The sequence below is a fragment of the Halorhabdus utahensis DSM 12940 genome, from assembly GCF_000023945.1.
In the GTDB taxonomy this organism is placed as follows: Archaea; Halobacteriota; Halobacteria; order Halobacteriales; family Haloarculaceae; genus Halorhabdus; species Halorhabdus utahensis.
Genome location: NC_013158.1, coordinates 2,185,062 through 2,206,380 on the forward strand (window position 1 = coordinate 2,185,062; position 21,319 = coordinate 2,206,380).

General features: G+C 55.8%; 14 protein-coding genes. 8 read left to right on the forward strand and 6 right to left on the reverse strand.

The genetic code is table 11. The features are described from left to right. Positions 1-3: 3 nt before the first annotated feature. A complete protein-coding gene (locus HUTA_RS15330; protein WP_015789878.1) occupies positions 4-1,656 on the reverse strand; it encodes a hypothetical protein in 1,653 nt (550 codons plus the stop codon). A gap of 1,070 nt (positions 1,657-2,726) precedes the next feature. On the opposite strand from HUTA_RS15330, the gene HUTA_RS10470 reads away from it, so the two are divergent. The 4 genes from HUTA_RS10470 (at position 2,727) to HUTA_RS10485 (ending at position 5,064) form a co-directional block, all read left to right on the forward strand. Next, complete coding sequence (locus HUTA_RS10470) at positions 2,727-3,227, forward strand: hypothetical protein (RefSeq protein WP_015789879.1); 501 nt, start codon at positions 2,727-2,729, stop codon at positions 3,225-3,227. Between the two features lie 111 nt (positions 3,228-3,338). Beyond that, positions 3,339-3,806, forward strand: coding sequence for a dTDP-4-dehydrorhamnose 3,5-epimerase family protein (locus HUTA_RS10475; RefSeq protein WP_015789880.1), 468 nt, complete (start codon positions 3,339-3,341; stop codon positions 3,804-3,806). A gap of 2 nt (positions 3,807-3,808) precedes the next feature. Beyond that, positions 3,809-4,882 (forward strand): glucose-1-phosphate thymidylyltransferase, encoded by a 1,074-nt coding sequence (locus tag HUTA_RS10480; RefSeq protein ID WP_015789881.1) that lies wholly within the window; start codon positions 3,809-3,811, stop codon positions 4,880-4,882. A gap of 2 nt (positions 4,883-4,884) precedes the next feature. Beyond that, the gene (locus HUTA_RS10485) at positions 4,885-5,064 is read left to right on the forward strand and encodes a hypothetical protein (protein ID WP_015789882.1); all 180 of its coding nucleotides are present in this window, start codon (positions 4,885-4,887) and stop codon (positions 5,062-5,064) included. On the opposite strand, the gene HUTA_RS10490 is transcribed toward HUTA_RS10485, so the two are convergent. After that, the gene (locus tag HUTA_RS10490; RefSeq protein ID WP_015789883.1) at positions 5,061-5,954 is read right to left on the reverse strand and encodes an SDR family oxidoreductase; all 894 of its coding nucleotides are present in this window, start codon (positions 5,952-5,954) and stop codon (positions 5,061-5,063) included. The two genes, HUTA_RS10485 and HUTA_RS10490, sit on opposite strands and share 4 nt — an antisense overlap. 54 nt (positions 5,955-6,008) lie before the next feature. On the opposite strand from HUTA_RS10490, the gene rfbB reads away from it, so the two are divergent. From rfbB to HUTA_RS10510, 4 genes are all read left to right on the forward strand, one after another. Next, a complete protein-coding gene (gene rfbB / locus HUTA_RS10495; protein WP_015789884.1) occupies positions 6,009-6,935 on the forward strand; it encodes a dTDP-glucose 4,6-dehydratase in 927 nt (308 codons plus the stop codon). Between the two features lie 238 nt (positions 6,936-7,173). After that, positions 7,174-11,844 (forward strand): PKD domain-containing protein, encoded by a 4,671-nt coding sequence (locus HUTA_RS10500; protein ID WP_015789885.1) that lies wholly within the window; start codon positions 7,174-7,176, stop codon positions 11,842-11,844. A gap of 124 nt (positions 11,845-11,968) precedes the next feature. Further along, positions 11,969-13,567, forward strand: coding sequence for a hypothetical protein (locus HUTA_RS10505; RefSeq protein ID WP_015789886.1), 1,599 nt, complete (start codon positions 11,969-11,971; stop codon positions 13,565-13,567). Beyond that, positions 13,564-14,610, forward strand: a complete 1,047-nt coding sequence (locus HUTA_RS10510; protein WP_015789887.1) for a hypothetical protein — start codon at positions 13,564-13,566, stop codon at positions 14,608-14,610. The genes HUTA_RS10505 and HUTA_RS10510 overlap by 4 nt, the downstream gene beginning before the upstream one ends. 41 nt (positions 14,611-14,651) lie before the next feature. On the opposite strand, the gene HUTA_RS10515 is transcribed toward HUTA_RS10510, so the two are convergent. From HUTA_RS10515 to HUTA_RS10530, 4 genes are all read right to left on the reverse strand, one after another. Continuing rightward, positions 14,652-16,202: an alkaline phosphatase family protein gene (locus HUTA_RS10515; protein ID WP_015789888.1), complete on the reverse strand. Its 1,551-nt coding sequence runs from the start codon at positions 16,200-16,202 to the stop codon at positions 14,652-14,654. A gap of 74 nt (positions 16,203-16,276) precedes the next feature. Next, complete coding sequence (locus tag HUTA_RS10520; RefSeq protein ID WP_049941318.1) at positions 16,277-18,145, reverse strand: S8 family serine peptidase; 1,869 nt, start codon at positions 18,143-18,145, stop codon at positions 16,277-16,279. A 292-nt stretch (positions 18,146-18,437) separates the two neighbouring features. Continuing rightward, positions 18,438-18,956: a hypothetical protein gene (locus HUTA_RS10525; protein ID WP_015789890.1), complete on the reverse strand. Its 519-nt coding sequence runs from the start codon at positions 18,954-18,956 to the stop codon at positions 18,438-18,440. Between the two features lie 115 nt (positions 18,957-19,071). Next, on the reverse strand, positions 19,072-21,243 hold the full coding sequence (locus tag HUTA_RS10530) for a hypothetical protein (protein ID WP_169304897.1): 2,172 nt from the start codon (positions 21,241-21,243) through the stop codon (positions 19,072-19,074). Between the last annotated feature and the right edge of the window lie 76 nt (positions 21,244-21,319).

Sequence of the window (21,319 nt, forward strand, 5' to 3'; positions counted from 1 at the left end):
GTTTCACGTGAAGATCGCAGATTCTCCGCTGTGATATACCAAATTTCTCTCCGTGGTTAGTACTGATTCCCCATCTGTGAACTGATGGAACGAACCCGTATCTTGATTCACCCATTTCTCTTGAAATTCATCGTCCCAAAATATATATTTGTTATCACATATGTCTTTATAACACTTCTCATTTGGGTATGTCTGATGTCTATATTTCTCTTCAAACATGAAAAACCAAGTACCAGTTACTGCCGTGGCTGTTTGTTCCGTATGAGCATCAAGCCATCCGGTAGAATAATGCACTTCCTCATCCGGATAAAGATCTCTCCCAGTGATTGATTCTGGAGAAACTTCTTCTGAAAAGGTATTCGAGGGTATTAGTACAACTGAGGTGATTATGGCAACTAGTACTGCATATCTAATCACCCGGGTGATGCTAGGCAGCCCCACTTTTTTATCACTAGTTAGATAACCTACTAATGGGGCTGACAATAAAGAGGCGAATATCCATCCTCGCTTTATTGAGGCAGGTCCGAAAGTAACTGACAAAGCACCCATAGCCCCGGCGAAAAACAAAAATATAGTGAGAACACCGATATCTCGAACTTTATTAACGACATATCTTTTGAATATGACTGTTGCGCTGGCTGCTAGCATCATAAATAATGGCAATCGGCCAAAAATGGCAAACCACTCAACTGGATATCTGGTTATTGGCAGGGGATATATTGATATCTGGCCGGGTTTAGGTCCTACGCTCACTGCGGCCCCACTTTCAGATCCGAATAGCTGTATTAGAGCTGCTATGATTCCTACGAGGATTATTTGAATTTCATTGTAGACCCAAACTGTTGCTATTATTGTAGTATATATTAATGAAAAAATAAACAATCCTCTACTCTCGCTAATATATGACAATATTAATAATGGTATGATCAAAATGCCTGTGATAAATGGCGTAAGAGAGTGAGAAAGTACCATAGCGATTCCAATAATAGTTATCATCACTCCCTCTCGGAAGGGAAATACTTCGCCATTATTTATATATACTCTGACTATTAGGGAGATAAGCACCCCAAATAACACCAACGAAAATTGTTGGGGTACGTACCCACCACTGGTGGATAAATATAAAGTAGGGACAATCCATAGAGAGGCGCCAGCCACTTTCCCATGCCGACTTGATGGTGTCACGGCATAACCAAATAGTGGAAGTGTTGAGAGAATAATAGCTGGTGAGTATTTTACGATTATCAGAGATGACAACCCTGTCGTCGTTTTCATTGAGTGTGACAATATATACATGATTGGATAGCTCTGCAATTTATCGGATCCCCTCAGCGAATGTGAAATCGGCTCCATTAGCCTTGAATTTTCAGATAATCTTTTTAAAATTGATAATGTAATATTGGAATCATATCCGTAAACGCCCATAAGGGGCGCACGAGCTATGTAACTCGCTACGATAACAAGGACCCCAAAGATCCCAATCACCAATGCTGTCCGGGGCCTTTTTCTCCAGAGAATTGAGAGGATTAAGATTGCCATTCCCAGTATAACGAAAGGCACTGTCCAAAGCACTGCAGAGAGTCCATATCTTGCAAACAATGGCAGGGGTGCTAGCAATAGGAATGACGCGGAGGAGAGAATCCGCCAATCAACCATGTTCTTATCTCAACTATCAATGGATATATGCATATCGATAACCCATAACTGATCTTTCTGTAAATAATCCATTTCCTCAAATGGCAATGTCGTGATATTTTAATTACTTACAATATATTTAACTTCAGGTTTTTGACTCCCTTTTCCATTTATTATCTGATAATAATATTCTCAATAATGTTATTTCATATTCAAAAACCATCTTAACTTTAAGATTACCTTGTCCAAAACACTTATTAAATGTCCGGGGGACGTATTTCGTGCCTAGGTTGAAACAAGCAGTTTGGATTAAACCAGGGGTGATTACCATGGGAAATGATGGTATTGAAGAACGGCTTGGAAAATTAGAGGAAGAGAATCAGAGACTACGCACCCGCTTGAATTCGATGGGGGTGGAAGAGGATGAGAGTGCTGAAGATCGAAAAGCTATAGGCCGACCGTCGTTGGAGAATAGTGACCGTTCGTTTATCAAAACATCTCGACGGGGAATTCTGGCTTCATTAGCAACCCTTGGTTTGTTGGGAAGTGCAACTGGCGCTGCTAGTGCTGATACTGGAGGGCATTTAGGTGACGCTTGGTCAGGTTCACCAGGTAATGGAGTTACCGGATTGAAAGTTGCGAAGGGGGACGACGGCAGAACGATTGAAGGGAGGGCCAAATCTACCAATGGAACGGGTATTTTCGGCTATGCGGATGCTGGGTCGGGAAACACGCGAGGATTAGTCGGTCGTGTAAACTCCCCAGACGGAACCGGGTTGGAAGGACAGGTCCGGTCTAGCGATCCTGGCAGCGGTGAAGCTCTTTTCGGCTATAGCGAATCGCAAGACGGAACTGCTGTGCGTGGAGAGGCATCCGGAGAAGGTAACACCTTTGCTGTCAGGGGTGAATCACACTCGACGGATGGAACGGGTATTTTCGGCTATGCGGATGCTGGATCGGGCAATACTAGGGGTTTAGTCGGCCGGGTAAATTCCCCAGATGGGACCGGATTGGAAGGACAGGTCCGGTCTAGCGATCCTGGCAGCGGTGAAGCTCTTTTCGGCTATAGCGAATCGCAAGACGGAACTGCTGTGCGTGGGCAATCTACAGGGTCCGGCACTACCTATGCTGTTAAAGGCGAAGTCAGCTCTGCCGACGGCTACGGACTCTACACTCCTGACGACGCCAAAGTCGACCAGACACTCGAAGTCGGTGGGGACCTGCAGGTAAGCGGCACGAAGAACTTCGTCCAGACGGTCGACACGACGGGTGGCCCCAAGCAGGTCGCCTATACGGCCGTCGAGGCGGGCGAGCCGCGGACCGAGACGACCGACGTTGCCGAGATGGATGCGGGTCGCGCCGAGATCGAGCTGCCGGAGCACTTCGAAATGGTCACCAGCGAGGAGGAACCGCTCTCCGTGCAGGTGACGCCTTACGCGAAGGATCAGGTCCACCCGCAGGTCGTCGAGACGTCGACCGAGCAGATCGTCGTCGAGGACTTCGGCGACGGGCCACAGGATTACACGTTCTCCTACACGGTCAAGGGTGTCCGCGAGGGCTTCGAGGACCAGGAGATCGTCCGCGATCCCTGACGATAGCGATATTTTCTCGCGGTTCCCGGTGTCGGTCGATCCCCGGAAACCGGGGAATCTTCCGCAAAACGACAAAGGTGATGTGGGAGACCCCACAATCACTCAGCGAACATGATACACGACGTGGAACTGCGAGCCCTCCAGATCAACGCCGACGAGCGTGGCACGCTCACGGAGATCTGGCGGTCGGACTGGGACTTTTTCGCGGGCGAGGACGAACCGACGATGAGCTACCTTTCGGAGTCGTATCCGGGTGTCGTCCGGGCGTGGCACCGCCACGAGCGCGGCCAGATCGACCACTTTGTCGTCCCCCATGGCAACGTGAAGGTCGGGATCTACGACGACCGCGAGGACTCACCAACACAGGGTGAACTGGACACGTACGTCATCGGCGAGGACAACCCGACGGCGATCAGAGTGCCGGGGGAGTGCTGGCACGGATTCAAGGTGATCGGCGACGAGCGCGCGACGTTGATCAACTTCCCGACGAACCTCTACGATTACGAGGATCCCGACGAGCAGCGCCTGCCGCCGGACACCGACGAGATCCCGCTCGACTGGGACGAACAGCCACACTGACCATGAAGGGAGTGCTACTCGCCGGGGGGACCGGCTCCCGGCTGCGACCGATCACCCACACGGGCCCGAAACAGCTGTTGCCGGTGGCGAACAAACCCGTCCTCGAATACGCGGTCGAGGACCTCAAGGACGCCGGCATCACCGATATCGGGGTCGTCCTGGGTCACAAGGGCCGCGAGGCGATCCAGGAACTCCTCGGGGACGGCTCCGAGTACGGCGTCGATATCACCTACATCGTCCAGGGGAATCCACTCGGCCTAGCTCACGCGGCGGGATGTGCCCGTGACTTCGTCGGCGACGACGACTTCGTGATGTACCTGGGTGACAACATCCTCAAACAGGGCATCGAGGACCTCGTCGAGAGCTTCCAGGCGGGCGAGTACGGCGCGGGCATCGCCCTCCAGGAGGTCCAGAACCCTTCGGAGTTCGGCATCGCCGAGACCGACGCCGACGGGGCGGTCACGCGCCTCGTCGAGAAGCCGGCGGATCCGCCGAGCAACCGCGCGCTGATCGGCATCTACGTCTTCTCGAACGATGTCTTCGACGTCATCGAGGAGTTAGAACCGTCCTGGCGGGGCGAACTCGAGATCACCGACGCGATCCAGGACCTCCTGGAGGAGGGCAACCCAATCGACTCTCATGTCGTCGAGGGCTGGTGGAAGGATACCGGCCGGCCACAGGACATTCTCGACGCGAACCGTCTCGTCCTGGAGGACGTCGCCGACGACCGGGCGGGTGAGATCTCGACCGACGCCGAGGTGACGGGCAGAGTCGATCTGGCACCGTCGGCGAGGGTCGAGGCGGGGGCGGTGATCCGCGGTCCGGTGTCGATCGAGGCGGGGACGACGATCGGCCCCGGGACTTACGTCGGCCCGTATACGTCCATTGGACCGGACTGTGAGCTGGCCGACGTCCACGTCGAGAACACGGTCCTCGTCGGGGAGTCTGAAGTAACCTCCGCCGAAACGATCGTGGACAGTCTCATCGGTCGGAACACCCGAATCGGGAGTGCGGCCGACGAACGCCCGGCGGGACGACGACTCGTCGTCGGCGAGAACTCGAATCTCAAGCTCTAAGCATGCACATCATCACACACACCTGTTCCGATTGTGGAACCGTCGTCGCCGCGAACGAGCTCGAAGCCAACCGGGTGATGAAGTGCCCTGGTCTCGGGTGTCAGTCCGTGCTCCGGTTCGATGATCTCCCGGCCGACGATCGGGACTTCTTCCTCGACAACCGGGAGCAGTACCAGCTCTAGCCCGACAACCAGGGCTCGATCGCCGTGAGGTCCGCCTCGAGTGTCGGCTGTGGCCGATCGAGCACTGACTCGACCCGATCGACCGCCAGACAGGTATCGGTCGGTCGAGCGGCAGCCCGGTCGACCTCAGTCTGTGATCCCTCTTCAAGTAACACCGCCGGCGCATCCATCTGTCGACAGATCGCTTGTCCGAACGTATACGGCATAACGCACGATCGACTCGCGACGTGGACAGTCCCGTGGAACTCGGTCTCAAGGAGTGCGAGGATCGTCGAGGCAGTCGCCCCGGCCCGGCTCGGTGTCACCCACTGGTCCGTGAACAGCGGCGTCGACTCGCCGGCTGCGAGGCGGTCCCGGACCCAGGCAGGGAATCCCGTCAGCTCTCCACTGGCGCGGTGGACACCGTAGATGAACGACGGCCGGACGATGATCGTCTCGGCCTCGGATTCTCTGACACGCACCTCGCCGTCGCGTTTCGATTCTCCGTACACCTGAATCGGATTCGGCGTTGCCGATTCAGTGTACGGCGTGTCAGTGTCGCCATCGAAGACGTAATCCGTCGAAACGTGGACCAGTGGAATGGCGCGCTCCGCGCACGCTGAGGCGATCTGTCCCGGTGCTTCGGCGTTGATCTCGTGGGCCACCCCGGATGCCGTCTCGCAGGCGTCGACGTCGGTCATCGCCGCACAGTTGATGACTGCGTCCGGTCGTCGTTCCTCGAGTTGCTCTCGGATTGCCTCTCGATCGCGGATATCTACTTTCGCGAGCGGTGCATCCACCGATGGCTCCGCTTCGTAGTACGTCCCGGAGACCGCGAAGTCGTCCTCGAGGGCGTGGTGGACGACGTTGCTACCGAGCAGCCCACCGGCACCGAGAACCAGTATGTCCATATCCCGACAAAGTGTAAACGAAAACATAAAGCCTCGCGTCTCGCAGTGGCAGGTATGCGCGTTCTCGTCACTGGCGGTGCCGGTTTCATCGGCTCGAACTTCGTCCACTATCTGCTCGACGCGACCGACCACGAGATCGTTGTCCTGGACGCCCTCACCTACGCGGGTGATAAATCCAACCTCGACGGCGCACTCGACTCGCCACGCTGTGAGTTCGTCGAGGGCGACATTCGTGATCAGGAACTGGTCGAAGAACGCACTGCCGACGTGGAGGCGATCGTCAATTTCGCCGCAGAGTCACACGTCGACCGATCGATCCACGAGGACGCCCCCTTTGTTTCGACCAACGTCGGGGGTACCCAGACGCTCCTGGACGCCGCACGAACCCACGACATCGAGCGGTTCGTCCAGATTTCGACCGACGAGGTGTACGGCCAGATCGCCGAAGGGACCTTTAGCGAGGATGACAAGCTCGACCCCCGAAACCCGTATGCGGCGACGAAAGCCGGCGCCGATCACCTGGCCATGAGCTATCACGTCACCTACGACGTTCCTGTCCTCATCACCCGATCGTCGAACAACTACGGTCCCCGACAGCACCGGGAAAAGCTGATTCCGAAGTTCCTCACCCGGGCCGCCGAGGGGGAGTCCCTCCCGCTGTACGGCGACGGGACGAACGTCCGGGAGTGGACGTACGTCCGGGACAACTGCCGGGCGATCGAGAGGGTGCTGGCGGACGGGGAACCGGGCGAGATCTACAACGTCGGTAGCGGCGAGGAGTTGCCGAACGTCGAGGTCGCCGAACGTATCCTCGAAGCCGTCGACGCGCCCGAATCGCTGATCGAGTTCGTCGAGGACCGACCGGGACACGATCAGCGATACGCGCTGGATACGGCGAAGATCGAGGAGTTGTGGTGGGAGGCCGAATGGTCGTTTGAAGAGGGGCTCGAAGAAACGGTACGGTACTATTTGGATGAGTAGTGTGACTGCGGTAGGTGGGTAACATTCCGGTGATGCCACATTTAGTGCAGTTTTCGAGCTCCCCTCATTCAGAACTGTAGTTTTGCTGCCGTAGTCGTGTGTCTCAAGCATTGGCTGTGTCTCAATTGGATTCGAAAGAAAGAATAAAATACTAAACAAATGTTATATTCTTATTACATTTAAATAATAGAGTTGAAGCATTGGATTATATATTGGTGTAGTTCGAACCCCGCTGCATATGGCAAAAGATGATACATTTCTCTCTGATGACTTTGAGGAGTATGCTATTGGTTCGTTCCCTGGCCGATGGCAACAGAGTGGAAACAGCGATCAAAAAATCGTTGATGAACCCGTCACAAGCGGCGACAAAGCGCTTCAGCTTGTAGGTAGTTACGGCAGTTGTTGGCAGGCATTAGCGCACCGGGAACTTGGTAGCTCTTTGCCTAAGGACGAGTCAGTCATCGTCCGCGGAGAGATCGATCCGACTGGTGAGGGAGGAGGCGGCTGTCATGGCACAAAGAATGGAAGCATTGACATACGAGAGAATCCATCGGCTTGGCCAAATGTCGGATTCAAAAGAAAGCTGATTCAATTCGATGCAGAGGGGTCCGTTCGAGGCGGCGGTATTGATCTCGGATCATGTGAGATTGGTGTGTATAATAGTTTCAAAATTGAATACTACTGGGATTCAAACGGAGAAGAAGTGAATCTTCAGTACCAAATCAATGGCGAATTCAGAGGGGAGACGACTGTTGATGTCCAGACCAATGATAGTGGGGATGTTGTTGAATCCAAGCTTCAATACCTCACTGTAGTTAGTGGTGACTATAAAATACATGTGGACCGCCTTTCAATCGTTTCTGGCTCAGATATTATAACACGTCCAGATCTCAATTCAGAAATTTCCGTTTCGACCGCTACTACGTCTCCTGGCAACCAGATTACCTTTGATGCGAGTAAGTCGACGGGCCAAATTGATACGTATAAATGGGAGTTCAGCGATGATACTTCAGCCACAGGATTAACCGTCACCCGTAGCTTCGATACTACGGGAATATATTCTATCACTTTGACTACCGTAGATGGTGATGAGACGGATACGACGACATCAGAGGTTGCCGTTGTCAGGGAAACGGAACTCAATTTCTCGGCCCAACCAGCACAGCCGGTAACCGGACAATCCGTCACATTCGAAGGAACCGGAGGCAATTCATACACTTGGGATTTCGGTGACGGGAGAGGGGCAACTGGTCAGCAAGTCACCCACACCTATGACGAGTCTGGCGACTATCGCGTGACACTTGCGACAGAGCAGGATACAGTCACTCGTACTATCTCGGTGAATTCAGCGAACATAGAGATAGCCAATCTCGATCGAGATATCGGCGGAACATTGCTTCCGAAACTTGGTATCGATGAGGGTGTCGAAGCGACCATTAACACGGCTGATGGACAGGATATCGATCGTGTGGAATTCTATTTTGCTGGTCAAAAAGCCATCTCCAAGAGTCCGCCATACGATGCGTCCCTCACGATCGACGACATCGAACCACCTGCCACTCCGCTCACGGTCCGTGCGGTCACGACTGATGGAATGCAACAAGACTTTCAACAGGACATTCCTATTCAGCGACTCCCTGACTGGCTTGAATTCTTGCTGAAGTCTACGGACACACTCGGCGTTGCACTGACCGACGAAGAAATTGAGATCACATATACTCCCCTATCGAATCTCGCCCCGGGGATTGACATTCCAAATGATCTTCTTGGAGGAGATGAATCTCCCCGCGAGAACGGTGACGGCGATTATGATTTCGGCGTCGCGATGGGCGGTATCTACGATCCCCGGACCAACGAGGCCGAACTGACTGCCGCGGGGAACATCACTGCCGAAGTGATGGCACTCGCATTCGAAATCAAGGTCGCATTGATTGGGGAAATCGAAGCAACGACGCTTGAACTGCAGAGTGCGCAAGCAGATATTGACAGCCTCCTATCATTTGATGTCGCACCACCCACAATACCCGTTCCAGTCAGCATTCCGATTCCCGGGACTGACAGTGCTATCGGTATCGTGCCAACAATCCTCATTTCCGCCGACGGAACGTTCGATTTCAATGCAGACCTTTCGTTCGATACTGGCACAGTGGAACCAGGTGTCGAACTTCAAGTGTCGATCGGTATCGCGCTTGAGCTCCCTGCCCTTCCTGACGGGGAACTCAAAGGCGTTCCGAGTGGTGGAATTGATGGTCAATTCGACGTTGGCACTGACGACTGGAACATTCAGGCCACATTTTTCCTCGCGGGAAAAGTCGTCCTTGATCCACCGTTCCTTCCCGGAATCACACTGGAGCAAGATCCGATCTGGGATCAGCCACTCACAGGGAGTACTACAGAACAAGTAACAGCGACCACAGTGTCTCGACCACGTGTCTGTCACAAGTCTGCGGGAGGCCCGCAACCGCTCCCAGAGATCGATAGTGTGGACACTGTTTCCGTTGATACTGACACAATTTCACCGCGGGAGTCGTTCCGTCTCACTGACCGGCCTTACGAGGACATCGAACCGGTACTCGCAAGCCCGGCAGAGAATACACAAGTCGTGATCTGGGGGCAACAGGCCGAGAACAAACCAGCTGATGCAGGTCACGATCTTGTCGGCCGGTGGTACGAGAACGGTTCCTGGAGCAAGACGTTTGCAATTACCGACGACACATATGCAAATGCCAGTCCAGTTTGTGCAGCGATGTCGACTGGTGAGATTCTTCTCGCCTGGAAACGCCTACCCGAAGACCTCACGGCAAGTGGAGAGCAACTGGACACGCTTGCTGCGGTCAACAACACACGAGACAAAGCGGAAATTGCCTACAGCATTTACGACGGGAATTCGTGGTCGGATCCGACGCTGCTCACAAGCACGAGCGTTACCCAACGACGTCCAACGGTAGCCAAAGCGGACGGTGAATGGCATCTAGCCTGGGAGTCGTTCGACCGCGAGACGGGTTCGACGACTGTTCGCTCGACAGTTGTCTCCCCAGACGGAACGACAGCGCCCATCTCAGAGTGGTCCGGGGCTGCAAGCCCGGATCTGGGACGGCGCAACGATGGCACTGTCGATCTCGCATATCTTGTCTGGGATGGAGCGCAGGTCACGGGTGTAACTCACACAATCCGTGATGGAACGGCGACTATGTCCGACCAAACCTATAGTGCGACGGCTGCTGATACGGTCGTCGTTTCGAATGGACGGGTCCTTTGGGCGACGAATACAAACCGAGACCCGACCTTGGTCGAAGGAACAGACGGGACGACAACCGAACTGTCTCTTCGTGAGGATGTTGCGGAGGTCCGGGAACTGTCTTTTTCGTCGCGGTCAGACGAGGCGATACTCTCCTATATCTCGACGCTGGAAGGAAAAGACACTCGCGATCAAGTGTATCGACTCGATCGTGGCAATGGCTGGATTTTTGATCGGAGAATCACCGAGAATATCAAAGATGGGCTTCGGGTTCGGTACAGTGATCTAGTTTTTGCCGGGAGCGCTTCGTTCCTCTCGGCCTACGCTGTCCGTGATACAGGGACTGATGCGGTGAGTGACGTGTTTGCGACCCTTCAGGAGTTCGGTCCTGCATACGCCATTGATGGATCGATCGATAGTGGTACAGCGGGCGGAGAAACGACATTGTCCTACACGCTGGAGAACCGCGGCGACGTTGACGGGGCAGAACAGGTCACTGTTAGAATACTCCGTGATGGAACAGAAATCAAGGCGATCACGCACAAGCCCTTGGAGTCCGGCGGAACGCTGGCTCGCAATTGGACAGTCACGGTCGGTGATGGGGGCGAGTTCGAACTCCAGTTGGATGTGCCGGAACCGTCGCTTGAGACAGAACCACACAGTGTCGAGTTGATTGCTGCGACTGTCCAGCTACGTGTTGATACAGTGGCTGCGACGCGGATCGGACCGAGCGAAGCGACAATCGCCGTGACAGTCACGAACCATGGCGGTGCGGTCGCTGAGAACGTACCTGTGGAACTGAGCGATGCCGCTGGTCCGGTAGGCACACCAATGCTCGATCGAATCGAGCCAGAAACGACCACCACTGTCGAGACTGTCATTGACCCAGTGTCGCTGGACAACTCCGACACCCATACTGTTCGACTTGATCCAAATGAGAGACTCCCGCCACAGGCAGAAACAACTTCGCTACGCCGAACGTACTTGGTTCGTCCAGACCTTCGTGTTGAGGATATCCGCTACCGAGAGGACAATGATCGATTCGTTCGAGTGCTCGTGTCGAACCATGGTCCAGGCGAGGGAACAGCGAGCCTTACGATTAGAGACGGCACCGACACGGAACTGGCGACGACAGATATCTCATTGCCGCCGGCGAAGACAGAAAACGGGAGTACTGTTGCAGTGCATCGCGCCATTGATTTACAGGTTCCAACCCTGGAACCGGCGCAAACGGTTGCCATCGAGGCGGAGCCAGACGTAAGTAATCTGCACCAGGAGACACTTTCCCGCGTCGAGACAGCCGAGCCGATTTTGCCGGGAGAGTACAGAGGCGATGTTGGTGATCTCACTGTGAATGCCTCTAATGAGACCATTCCAGTCGGCGGAGAAGCATCAATCGATGTTTCTGCGGACAATGTCGGGCAACTTATAATCGAAAATATCTGGACGGACTGGACAGTGTCTGTCGATGTACCAAGCGACATCGTCGAGAAATCTGTCGAAGCCAACGGCAGAGTGACACTCACTTGGCCAAGTACGAAGAGTGCTGTTTCGCCAACGCTGGCAATATCAGTACCTGACCGTTACATCGGTGGGACATACGAAGTGAACCTCACTGCAACAAACGCAAGCGATGTCGCCGAAACCACTTCGATGCTCGTCATAAAATAACGCGCACTTATATATTTGAACCCTGTCACATATTGGCCAGCAAAAAGCATAACTACCGTTCGATTACATTCACTACTATGTGCATCACATATTCCAAAACATCAGTACTAGAGAGAGTGGAAATATGATACAATACGGTGATACGGTAACTGGGACAACCGAAGATCGACTGTTCTTTACAGCTGAAGAAGAGGACGTGGTAAGTATCGATTTGAGAGTGAACAACCCAATCGACAATGAAGGTCGGATAGACTTACGCCGTCCGAATGAAGATCATTTGACTTATGCACGCGGGAATGCTGAAGATGGAAATGCGGCCATTTCGCTGCATAGTCTACCGCGAATTTCTGGCGATTATATTATCGATGTGACGAGTTCAGTCAATTCTGATAATGACACGTTGGACTATGAATTATCTTTGTATAAAGGGGTCCCTTCAGAAAAGGTGATAACGTATGGTGAGAGTCTAACCGGGGAAATCACCCGCGATGATCGGTATTATGATAACTATACTATTGCGGGCTATCATGACACGTATGGCTTTGAAGCGGACGTAGGCGATGAGGTCACGGTCGAAATGCGGCCGGACAACGAGATAGATAACGATGCGCAGATTGCATTATTCGATCCGGATGGAGACCTCGCAAAAACTGCCGAATACAATGGTGAAGACGGGAACGCGGTTATTACGCAATACGGTGTTGACCAGTATTCGGCAGGTGAATATACGATTGTTGCGACAGGAGACCAAGATACGGATCTTTTCAGCTACGAAATCTCTGTGTACGAAGGGATTCCGATCGATCGAATGATCTCGTATGGTGAGAGTCTAACAGGGGAGATCACCCGAGGGGACCGATATTATGATAATTTCTCTGTTAAGGGCTATCACGATACGTATGGCCTACAAGCCGACGTAGGCGATGAAATTACAATCGAGATACGGCCGCACAACGAGATAGATAATGATGCATGGATAGCACTGTACGATCCGGATGGGAACCGAGTAGAATATGACGAACACGGCGGCGAAGATGGGAACGCTGTTATTACGCAATATGGTGTTGACCAGTATTCGGCAGGCGAATATACGATTGTTGCGACAGGAGACCAAGATACGGATCTTTTCAGCTACGAAATCTCTGTGTACGAAGGGATTCCAATTGATCAAACAATCTCATATGGTGAGAGTCTAACAGGGGAGATCACCCGAGAAGATCGATATTTTGATAATTTTTCTGTTAAGGGCTATCACGATACGTATGGATTCGAAACCCGAGAAGATAATGTAGTAACTATTGAAATGAAGCCTCATAATGAATTAGATAATGATGCATGGATAGCACTGTATGATCCGGATGAGAACCGAGTAGAATATGATGAACACGGCGGCAAAGATGGGAACGCAATAATCCCAAACCTATCGGTAGACCAAGCAGGAACCTATACTATCGTTTCATCGGGCGATGGTAACACAGATACTTTCAGATATACAATCTCTCTTTCGTTAGAGAATGGGACACCTCCTCAAGAAGTTCATCCATCCGGTGTATCCCAAGAAGTATGGAGTGCTGTTACTTCGCAAAACAGCCCGGCTGGCGAACTCACTGCAGGTGATCTGGACGGTGCAGTTCAATCGTATCAGAACAACTCTCCCATCAACGGGGTGTCAATCATATTTCAGGACCTGATTGACCTTGTTCAGTGGTACAATCAACAATGACGAAAAGTGAAATTGAAGGCGGAAAAATATCCGAGCTCAGTCACCCTGAGATCATCGCACCAGATAGCGAGTTTACCGTGATTGTCGACACTGTTGACTCTGCAGGGACGGTTGTCGAAGTTGAGTCTGGCGGATTTGATCTCGATATCACAACATCTCACGATGACGTTGTAGCCAATAACAACGGTCGTGTCGAATTCATTGACCGGACGGAAGGAGAATCTACATACGTAGTTGATGTTGATGTACTCGATGGTGCCGATGGAGAGACAGGCACTGTTCGGTCATGGGTCAATGCAGAAAAGCCAGCTGACGCTGATTATGAGCAGTCATCTCAATTTAGGATTGATGACGAGGCAACGGAGAATGCAAACGGCGAGATCACCTTGCTTGATCACCCCAATGCTGTCCCTCCCACTGGTGAGCTCACACTAACGATTGAGAGCAAAGCCTCCACAGGAACGATTGTCGACTTCGACCCGGATGGGTTTGAAGTTAATATGACAACTAGCGATACAGATTTGGTCAAAGAAACTGGAAACAAACTGGAATTCATTGACCTGGGGAGTGGTAATTCGGTCTACGATATCGGAGTAGACATTTTGAATGGGTCCCAGGGAGATACTATAGGAATTTCTAGCTGGGTGAATTCTGAATCTCAAATGAGAGCCGATGATGAACGGACCTCAGATATTCTCTTAGGAGATGTTGAACCATCGCTCAGTGCTTCCGGTGACGTCATTTCGCCAGGTGGGAAAGCAAAGGTAACGATTGAAGCCTCGGGCATCAACGCTGTAGAACTTGATGGACTGTGGGTGGGTATGGATATCCTTGAATCAGCGTCTGACTTTTCCAGAGGTACATTCAATCGTAACGGGCGAAAATCGATCATAAGCTACGACAATACACGGGTCGGGTTAGAACTCACCGTCATCATTCAACCATCACAAAAATACGGAACAGGGGACTATCTTTTCACCATCAGAGGTAGCGGGTCAGGAGACAATCCCGCCACAGATGAAGTTATCATTCGGATTGAATAGTAACCCCCCAATCACACACATCTAGTAGAACTAACGATATTTCACTCCAGATACCCGATATCTTCCAATCGCTCCTCAACATCCGAATCCAGATCACCGCGAGCGGATCCGGATCCACGCCCGGGAAGCGGCGACCGCGTCCGCACCGCCCGCGTCGCCGTCGGACTCCCGTCCGCAAACGCCGACAACACGACCTCACCGTCGACGTCTTCGGGCACTGCCTCTCCCATCCAGTGAAGCACGGTCGGTGTAATGTCCGAGATCTTGATCGACCCGAGGTCCGTGGCGGCGACGTCCTCGCCGTGGAACAACACGAGCCCGTCGGGGATGTTCTCGCCGCGCCAGTCGGCCGGTTCCGAGGTGACCGGCCCGTCACCCATTGCCCCACTCGTGTGGACGCCGGGTCGCTGATCGAAGATTAGATCGGGCGCAAGATCGACATAGGGGCCCTCGTAGATCTCCTCGGGCCGATAGATCGCGCCGGTGATCGGCTCACCGGTCGTCCCGGTCGCCTCGGCAAGGTCGGCTTCCAGATCAGTCAGGATCGATTCCCGTTCCGCGTCGTCCGCGGCGTTGACGTACAACAGGCCTTGCCCGCTGGCGATGACGTCGGTGTTCGCCCAGTCGACGAGTTTGAGCTTCTCCTGGCGGACGACGCCGTCGTCGCTGGGGAACCGTTCGATGATTCGCCGCGGAACCAGCGGTCGGATGTACTGTTCCAGTCCGAGCGATCGGACGATGCCGGCAACGCGCTCCTGAGTGAACCCCATGCCGTGGAGTCGCGAGGCGAGACTCGACTCCGTCGAGAGGTATCCGTTCTCCTCGAGCCAGCGATTGGCGTAAAACACCGTGTCGATCTCGGTACAGCCGTGGTCGGACATGAGCACGAGGTTGTACTCGCCCTCGACGAACGGTTCGAGTGCGGCGTCGATGCGCTCCCAGGCCTCGCGGGTCTCGGGGCCGTCCCAGAAGTAGTGCTGGAGGACGTTCAGGTGAAAGAGCGTCACGTGGAGGAAGTCGAGGTCGCGCTCTTCGAGCAGTGCGTGTGCCGTTTCCAGGCGCGTCTCGAGGAGATCCTGGACCATCTCGACCGCCCGGTCGCTGTCCTCGTTGGAGGTGAGGACGTTCGCCGGGTGGACTCGATAGTCGAAGCGATCCTCTATTTCCGCCTGCAGTGCTGGCGGCTCCGTGTACTCGTCTTCCCGGGAACGGGGCCCGCCAGCGACCATAACCCCGTCAACCTTTCGCGGGGGGTAGGACATCGGGAGGTTGACCACGCCCGTTCGGTGGCCGGCGTCGTTGAGGTAATCCCACAGTTCCGGGCTCGTAAAGTCCGTCGAGTCGGGCAGTGCCATCGTTCGCTCGTCCGTGTCGATGCGTTCCCACCAGTAGACGCCGAGCTTTCCGGGGTTCTTCCCCGAGGCGTAACACTTCCAGTTCGGGCAGGTGACTGGCGGCAGGTGACTTCGGGAGATGCCCGAAGCGCCCGACTCGCGCAACCGTGCGATGTTTGGGAGTCGCCCCTCCTCGATCCAGGGTTCGATGAGGGGCCAGTTGGCCCCGTCGAGACCGATGACCACAGTCGGGTTCATGTACTGTGCCTAACACACAACGCCCTCTAAGGCGTTCCGTTCTCCCGTCCTGATCGGGGTTGTCACAGCGGCCGTCAGGAGATATCGATCTGGACCGTCTTCTCGACGGGCGATCCGGATTTCTGACCGATCACGTCCACCACATACGTACCGCCGACGTAGCGACTCGGCACGTCGACAGTCAGCGACACGGAGACCGACGACTGCGTCGAATCCCACGAGAATGACCCCGTCCCGGCGGACGCAACGTCGTCACTGAAGGTCCCGCCGTCGGGTTGCGTCGAGTCGACCGACCAGTCCGTCCAGAGGTCCGCTACGGTAATGTTCTCGATGTCGCTTCCCGCGGCTGTTATCGTCGCGCGTTCCCCGGGCGAGATCACGTCGCCGGTCGCATGAATCGACGTCGACCACTCCTGAGCGGCCGCGACGTCGGTGTATCCGTGACCGATCTTGGTGTTGTTCTCGCCGGGCTCGGCGACATCGGAATCGACGATCGACCGTCCCGTATCGAACAGTGCGTCACGCGCTTGGACTGGACTGGCGCTGATCGCCGAGCCGAACAGCAACCCGAACGCCCCGCCGACATGTGGTGAGGCTGCCGATGTCCCGTTGAAGCCGCCACCGTCTTCGAGTGCGCCATACGCGCCGTATTCACCCTCGTCGGTCGTCGAAACCATCGACGGTGCGGCGATGTCGATCCCCCGTCGCCCGTCCTGTGTCGGCCCCTGCGAGGAGTAGGGCTTGAGATGTTCCTCGCTGGTCCGACCGTACTCCGTTGCCTGTACGGCCGCCACGGAAAGCAGATTTTCGTCGGGACTCGTCGCCGGGATCCCGATGCTTCGACGCGCGGTTGTGCGACCGAGCGACGAGTACCAGGTGAACATGTCGAAGTGCTCGTCGCCGGTGGCGTCGACCTTCTCGATTTCGAGATGGTACGGGTTACTTCCCGACGACGGTGCCGAGATGATCTCGACGGGATCGGTCGTCTGTTCAGTGAGGAGTGCCGAGCTATCACCGACTGGATCGTCTTCGTTGTCGTACACCCGGACTTTGTAGCGCTGGTCGTCCTGGCTCCAGTCGGCATCCCAGTGGACGTGGATCTCGCTGCCCGAATAGGGCATTTCCACGGGGAACCGTGTGGGCGTCGACAGCGAACTGTCGAAGACCATCAGATCGTTGCCGTCGTTCTCGAACTGTCCGTCCCAGTGTGCGTTCGCCTCGTTGCCGGCGGAGTTCGCAAACAGCCGCCCGCCGTCAGTGAACTGATCGATTCGCGAACTGATCGGGTCCTCGCCGTCGATGCGGAGTCCGGTATAATACCCCAGCGACATCGTCGCCCCGTCCGGATCGTAACTTTCGATCTCGTTCATGATTTGGCCGAACGATTGCGGGCCGATGGTCGTCGCGAGAACCAGTTCCGCGTCGGGGGCGACGTCGGCGACCAGTTCGGCACAGGCCGTTCCGTGTTGTTCCGTTGGCCCTTCGTAACTTGTATCGTTGTATTCACTATCAGACGTGAAATACGTACTATCGCCGACAGTCGCAACGATTCTATCTGAATATTTCGGGTTGTCGGTGTGGAACCTGTGGTCGATGACGGCGATGCGGGCGCCGTCACCCGTGACGCCTTCATCGTGGAGGGTGTCGGCGTGCATCACGCCGACGCCCTCTGAAATGTTCCGCTCCGGTACCTGATGTGCACGCGGCGTGTGGCGTTCCTGGATGTGACGCACCGCGTCCGATTCCGCGATCGTAAGCGTACTTTTCGGCGGCAGGTCGACCGCGATGTATCCGGCGTCCACCGATCGGATCTCCCTGCCGGTCTTCTCTATTGCTCGCTTGGCAGCCGAAACCTTCCCCGGTTCCGCTCTGACGTACAGCGGCAGTACTTTGTCAGAATCGGCCGTCTGTTTTCGCTCCCCTTCCCCCACCTTCCGTCGCACTGGGCCCGCCAGTTTTGACGGAGAAGAACTCATGCGGCATCACCCACTGCGCTCCCCGAATGTCGTCGTATCATACCCGTTCCAGCCAGGTAGATGCGTCCCATTGGACGGTAATTCTCGGCTCCCTATTATATTGTTTTTGTGACGATACGATCACGTTTTTGTGACTCTTCACCACAACGTTTGCTCGCTTTCATGGGTGGCCACCCAGGGGTGTCAGTGGTCACTCTCCGCTCGCTGAACAGGACGGCACACGAGCGAAGTATAGCCCAGTCCCCGTCCACGATCTCGATCAGGGGCTGCCCGTTTGCCCGCCATGGGGTTTTGACTCTGCGGGTCGCTGGATCTTCCGCACTGCGGGTTCCATCGCCAGTGGAACCAGATCGTCGACGTGAACGTAGGCTTCGATATAGCCATCGAACGCATCTTCCACGTCTACGCGATACCCGTCCGGAAGTTCACCGTCAGCTTCCAACCGGATCGAGACCCGGACCGAGTGATCCTCCTCCCGGAACTCGTAGCCGGCATCCTCGGCGACTGAACGCCTGTCGTCCGCCGCGACGACGTCTTCGAGTGACCGGACCAGTGGGCTCGTCTCGGGAAGTTGTTCGATCAACTCCTTGCGGTCCTCCGGTTCGGTCGGCGTGCTCGTTCCCGTCTTCGAGTCGCTGTCTGTCGGCGTCATGTTTGGTTCGTCCGTCGTTTGCGTGGTCGTGTTCGTCGGAGTCTTGCCCGCCCGCTCGGCACAGCCGCCCAACACGGCGACGAGGAGACTGCCGAGGAAGTGCCGTCTCGAGAAGCGATCAGGCATGTTCTATCTCCGGGTTCGGTCGGCCCATAATTAAAAGCTCGTGAGACGTTCGACGGCGTGAACGGATATCGACTCGTTCTCAGCCGTGATCGTCGACGGGTCGTTCTCTGCCGTATCAGTTGTGATCTTCGTCGTCAACATGTGTGTCGGCGAGTTCTTCGGCGAGCGTGATCGCCCTGGCCCCGCGATCGGCGGAAACTGTGTCGTCTGCGAACGCCGCCCGCTCGTATAGCTCCGTCAGCTCCAGCAGTGTATCGAGATCGTCCTCCTCGATACCCGCCGTTCGACACGTCGTATAAAACTCCCAGTGCGTTCCGGGTTGGTCCACCGACAGCGCGGCCTCGAGCGTCTGGCGGCACGCAGCGTAACTCGCCATGACCGCACTGTCGGGCTGTCCGTCTTCGAGTTCGGTTCCGGCGTGTTCGAGCAGCCACTCCGGGTCTCTCCCCGTCGCGACGGTCTCCGATGACCGGTCGCTCTGTTCACTCCCGCCGGTCGGTGGAGTGGTGTCCTCACGCCGGACCCACACCACTGCCACGCCCGCGACGGCGACCAGAGCCAGGCCGACGCCGGCGAGCCCAAGCAACGCGGGCCCACGGGCGACAGTCACCGTGGCCGTCGCCCTGGACGGTCGCAGATTTCCGCCACCGGGTTCGAATACAGCTTCCAGCGACACCTGCGTCTCGCCACCAAGGACACCCGCCGAAGCGGCGTCGTCCGGCAGGCTGATCGTCGTCTCGAAGGTCCCGTTCGCGGTGGTCCGGACGGTCGAGACTGGCTCGCCATCGGCCAGCAGCGCGACCCGTTCGGCGACCACCGGCGTCCCGTCCGGCAACCGAAGCGTCCCGGCCACCCGGGCCGTCTGGTCAGCCGTGGCGGGCGCAGATACCGAGAGTTCGGTATCGCTCTCGCCGACCTGCAGGGGTGTCGTCGCGTTCGCCGCTCGGAGTGTCGTGTTTTCCGCGCGCACGCGGACCCGGACGGTGTGCTCACCGGCCGGGACGTCGCCAGACAGCGACGCGTTGATGAGGAAGCGTCCCGAGCCATCGGTCTCGGTCCGGTTGAGGAGTCGCCCGTCGATGGTTGCGACGACGGGGACGGCCGGAATCCCTTCCTCACCACCGCGAACCTGACCCGTGACCGGCACGGGATCACCATAGTGGACCGTCCCTTCGAGTGGTTCTATTGCGACGGTTGGCTTCGACCGCTCGACCGTCACGTTGATGCTCGTTTCGGCAGCGGCGTACGGCGCAGTCGCGTTCGGGACGTACTGGACCCGCACCGTCGAGGTGTTCGACGGGTGGAACACTGGCCAGTACGTGAGTGAGAACGCCCCGTCATCGTCGGTGGTCGTCGACGTGGTCTCGTTGGTGCCGATTGCGATACGACGCCCCTCCAGCGCGGTTCCGTTCGCGGTCCTGAGACGGCCGGTCACTGTCAGTGGGTCGGCTGCCGAAATTCGACCGGCGTTCGACTCGATTCGCAGTGCTGTTTCCCTGAACGTTGCTTCTCGGACTTCCCGGGTCGTTTCCGAGATGTTAGCGAGGCTCGTCCGGATCGCACGCGCAGACGTCTCGTTTCCCCCCAGTGCGGACCCGTTCCGGTACAGACTGATGAGTTCCGCTCCCGTTTCGTTGATCCGCTCGTCGAGTTTCAGGAGGTCCCTGGCGGTTGTTCGCCGGAACTCGGTGAGTGTCGTGTTCCGGTCGAGTGCCTGCCTGAACAGTGCTCGTCGTCTTTCGTCGGCCGTCGCCACCGCGCCCGGATGGACGACTACCCCGCGATCGACCGGCCGATAGATGTCGAAGACGGTCGTCGCGTTACGCAGAATCGAGTAGTTCCGGTGGGTATCCCAGTAGCCCGATACCATCGTGGAGTAATTCCCCAGCAAGCGACTGCTTCGGAGGAGGGCTCGCACGTCACTTTCGTTTTGCCCGCCGGTAGAGACGTTCGAGTACGCCGAGAGGACCGATTCGTACTCGGTATCGTCGAGGAGCGATCGGGCACGGTCTACGTCCCCGGAGCTGAGGTTTGCCGACGCCTGCCGCGCTCGGGACGCCAGGCGCTCGGCGAGTTGGCGTTGGTAGGCCGATAACCCCCCTGACGTCGTTAGCTCGTTGGGGTCTTCCTGGGATAGACCCTCAATACTGTCGCTGGATGCGCCAGGGCCGAATTCCGCGTCCGAGACGGCAACGCCCACGACCGCAGCTGCGAGCAAAGACACCACGCTCACCACTAACAAGGCAAGGGAGAGCCGACGCCAGCGGTCGAAACCGGGGCGGGACACAGGTGAGGGTAGTCGCCGACAGCCAAAACGTCTTCTCTCTGTTCCAGTGGTTACCAACACGTTCAATTACGTGTCT

Excerpts from the sequence above, each read along its gene's own strand:
- HUTA_RS15330 (WP_015789878.1), bottom strand. The coding sequence starts at position 1,656 with ATGGTTGATTGGCGGATTCTCTCCTCCGCGTCATTCCTATTGCTAGCA.
- HUTA_RS10475 (WP_015789880.1), top strand. The coding sequence starts at position 3,339 with ATGATACACGACGTGGAACTGCGAGCCCTCCAGATCAACGCCGACGAG.
- HUTA_RS10480 (WP_015789881.1), top strand. The coding sequence starts at position 3,809 with ATGAAGGGAGTGCTACTCGCCGGGGGGACCGGCTCCCGGCTGCGACCG.
- HUTA_RS10485 (WP_015789882.1), top strand. The coding sequence starts at position 4,885 with ATGCACATCATCACACACACCTGTTCCGATTGTGGAACCGTCGTCGCC.
- HUTA_RS10490 (WP_015789883.1), bottom strand. The coding sequence starts at position 5,954 with ATGGACATACTGGTTCTCGGTGCCGGTGGGCTGCTCGGTAGCAACGTC.
- rfbB (WP_015789884.1), top strand. The coding sequence starts at position 6,009 with ATGCGCGTTCTCGTCACTGGCGGTGCCGGTTTCATCGGCTCGAACTTC.
- HUTA_RS10500 (WP_015789885.1), top strand. The coding sequence starts at position 7,174 with ATGGCAAAAGATGATACATTTCTCTCTGATGACTTTGAGGAGTATGCT.
- HUTA_RS10505 (WP_015789886.1), top strand. The coding sequence starts at position 11,969 with ATGATACAATACGGTGATACGGTAACTGGGACAACCGAAGATCGACTG.
- HUTA_RS10510 (WP_015789887.1), top strand. The coding sequence starts at position 13,564 with ATGACGAAAAGTGAAATTGAAGGCGGAAAAATATCCGAGCTCAGTCAC.
- HUTA_RS10515 (WP_015789888.1), bottom strand. The coding sequence starts at position 16,202 with ATGAACCCGACTGTGGTCATCGGTCTCGACGGGGCCAACTGGCCCCTC.
- HUTA_RS10525 (WP_015789890.1), bottom strand. The coding sequence starts at position 18,956 with ATGCCTGATCGCTTCTCGAGACGGCACTTCCTCGGCAGTCTCCTCGTC.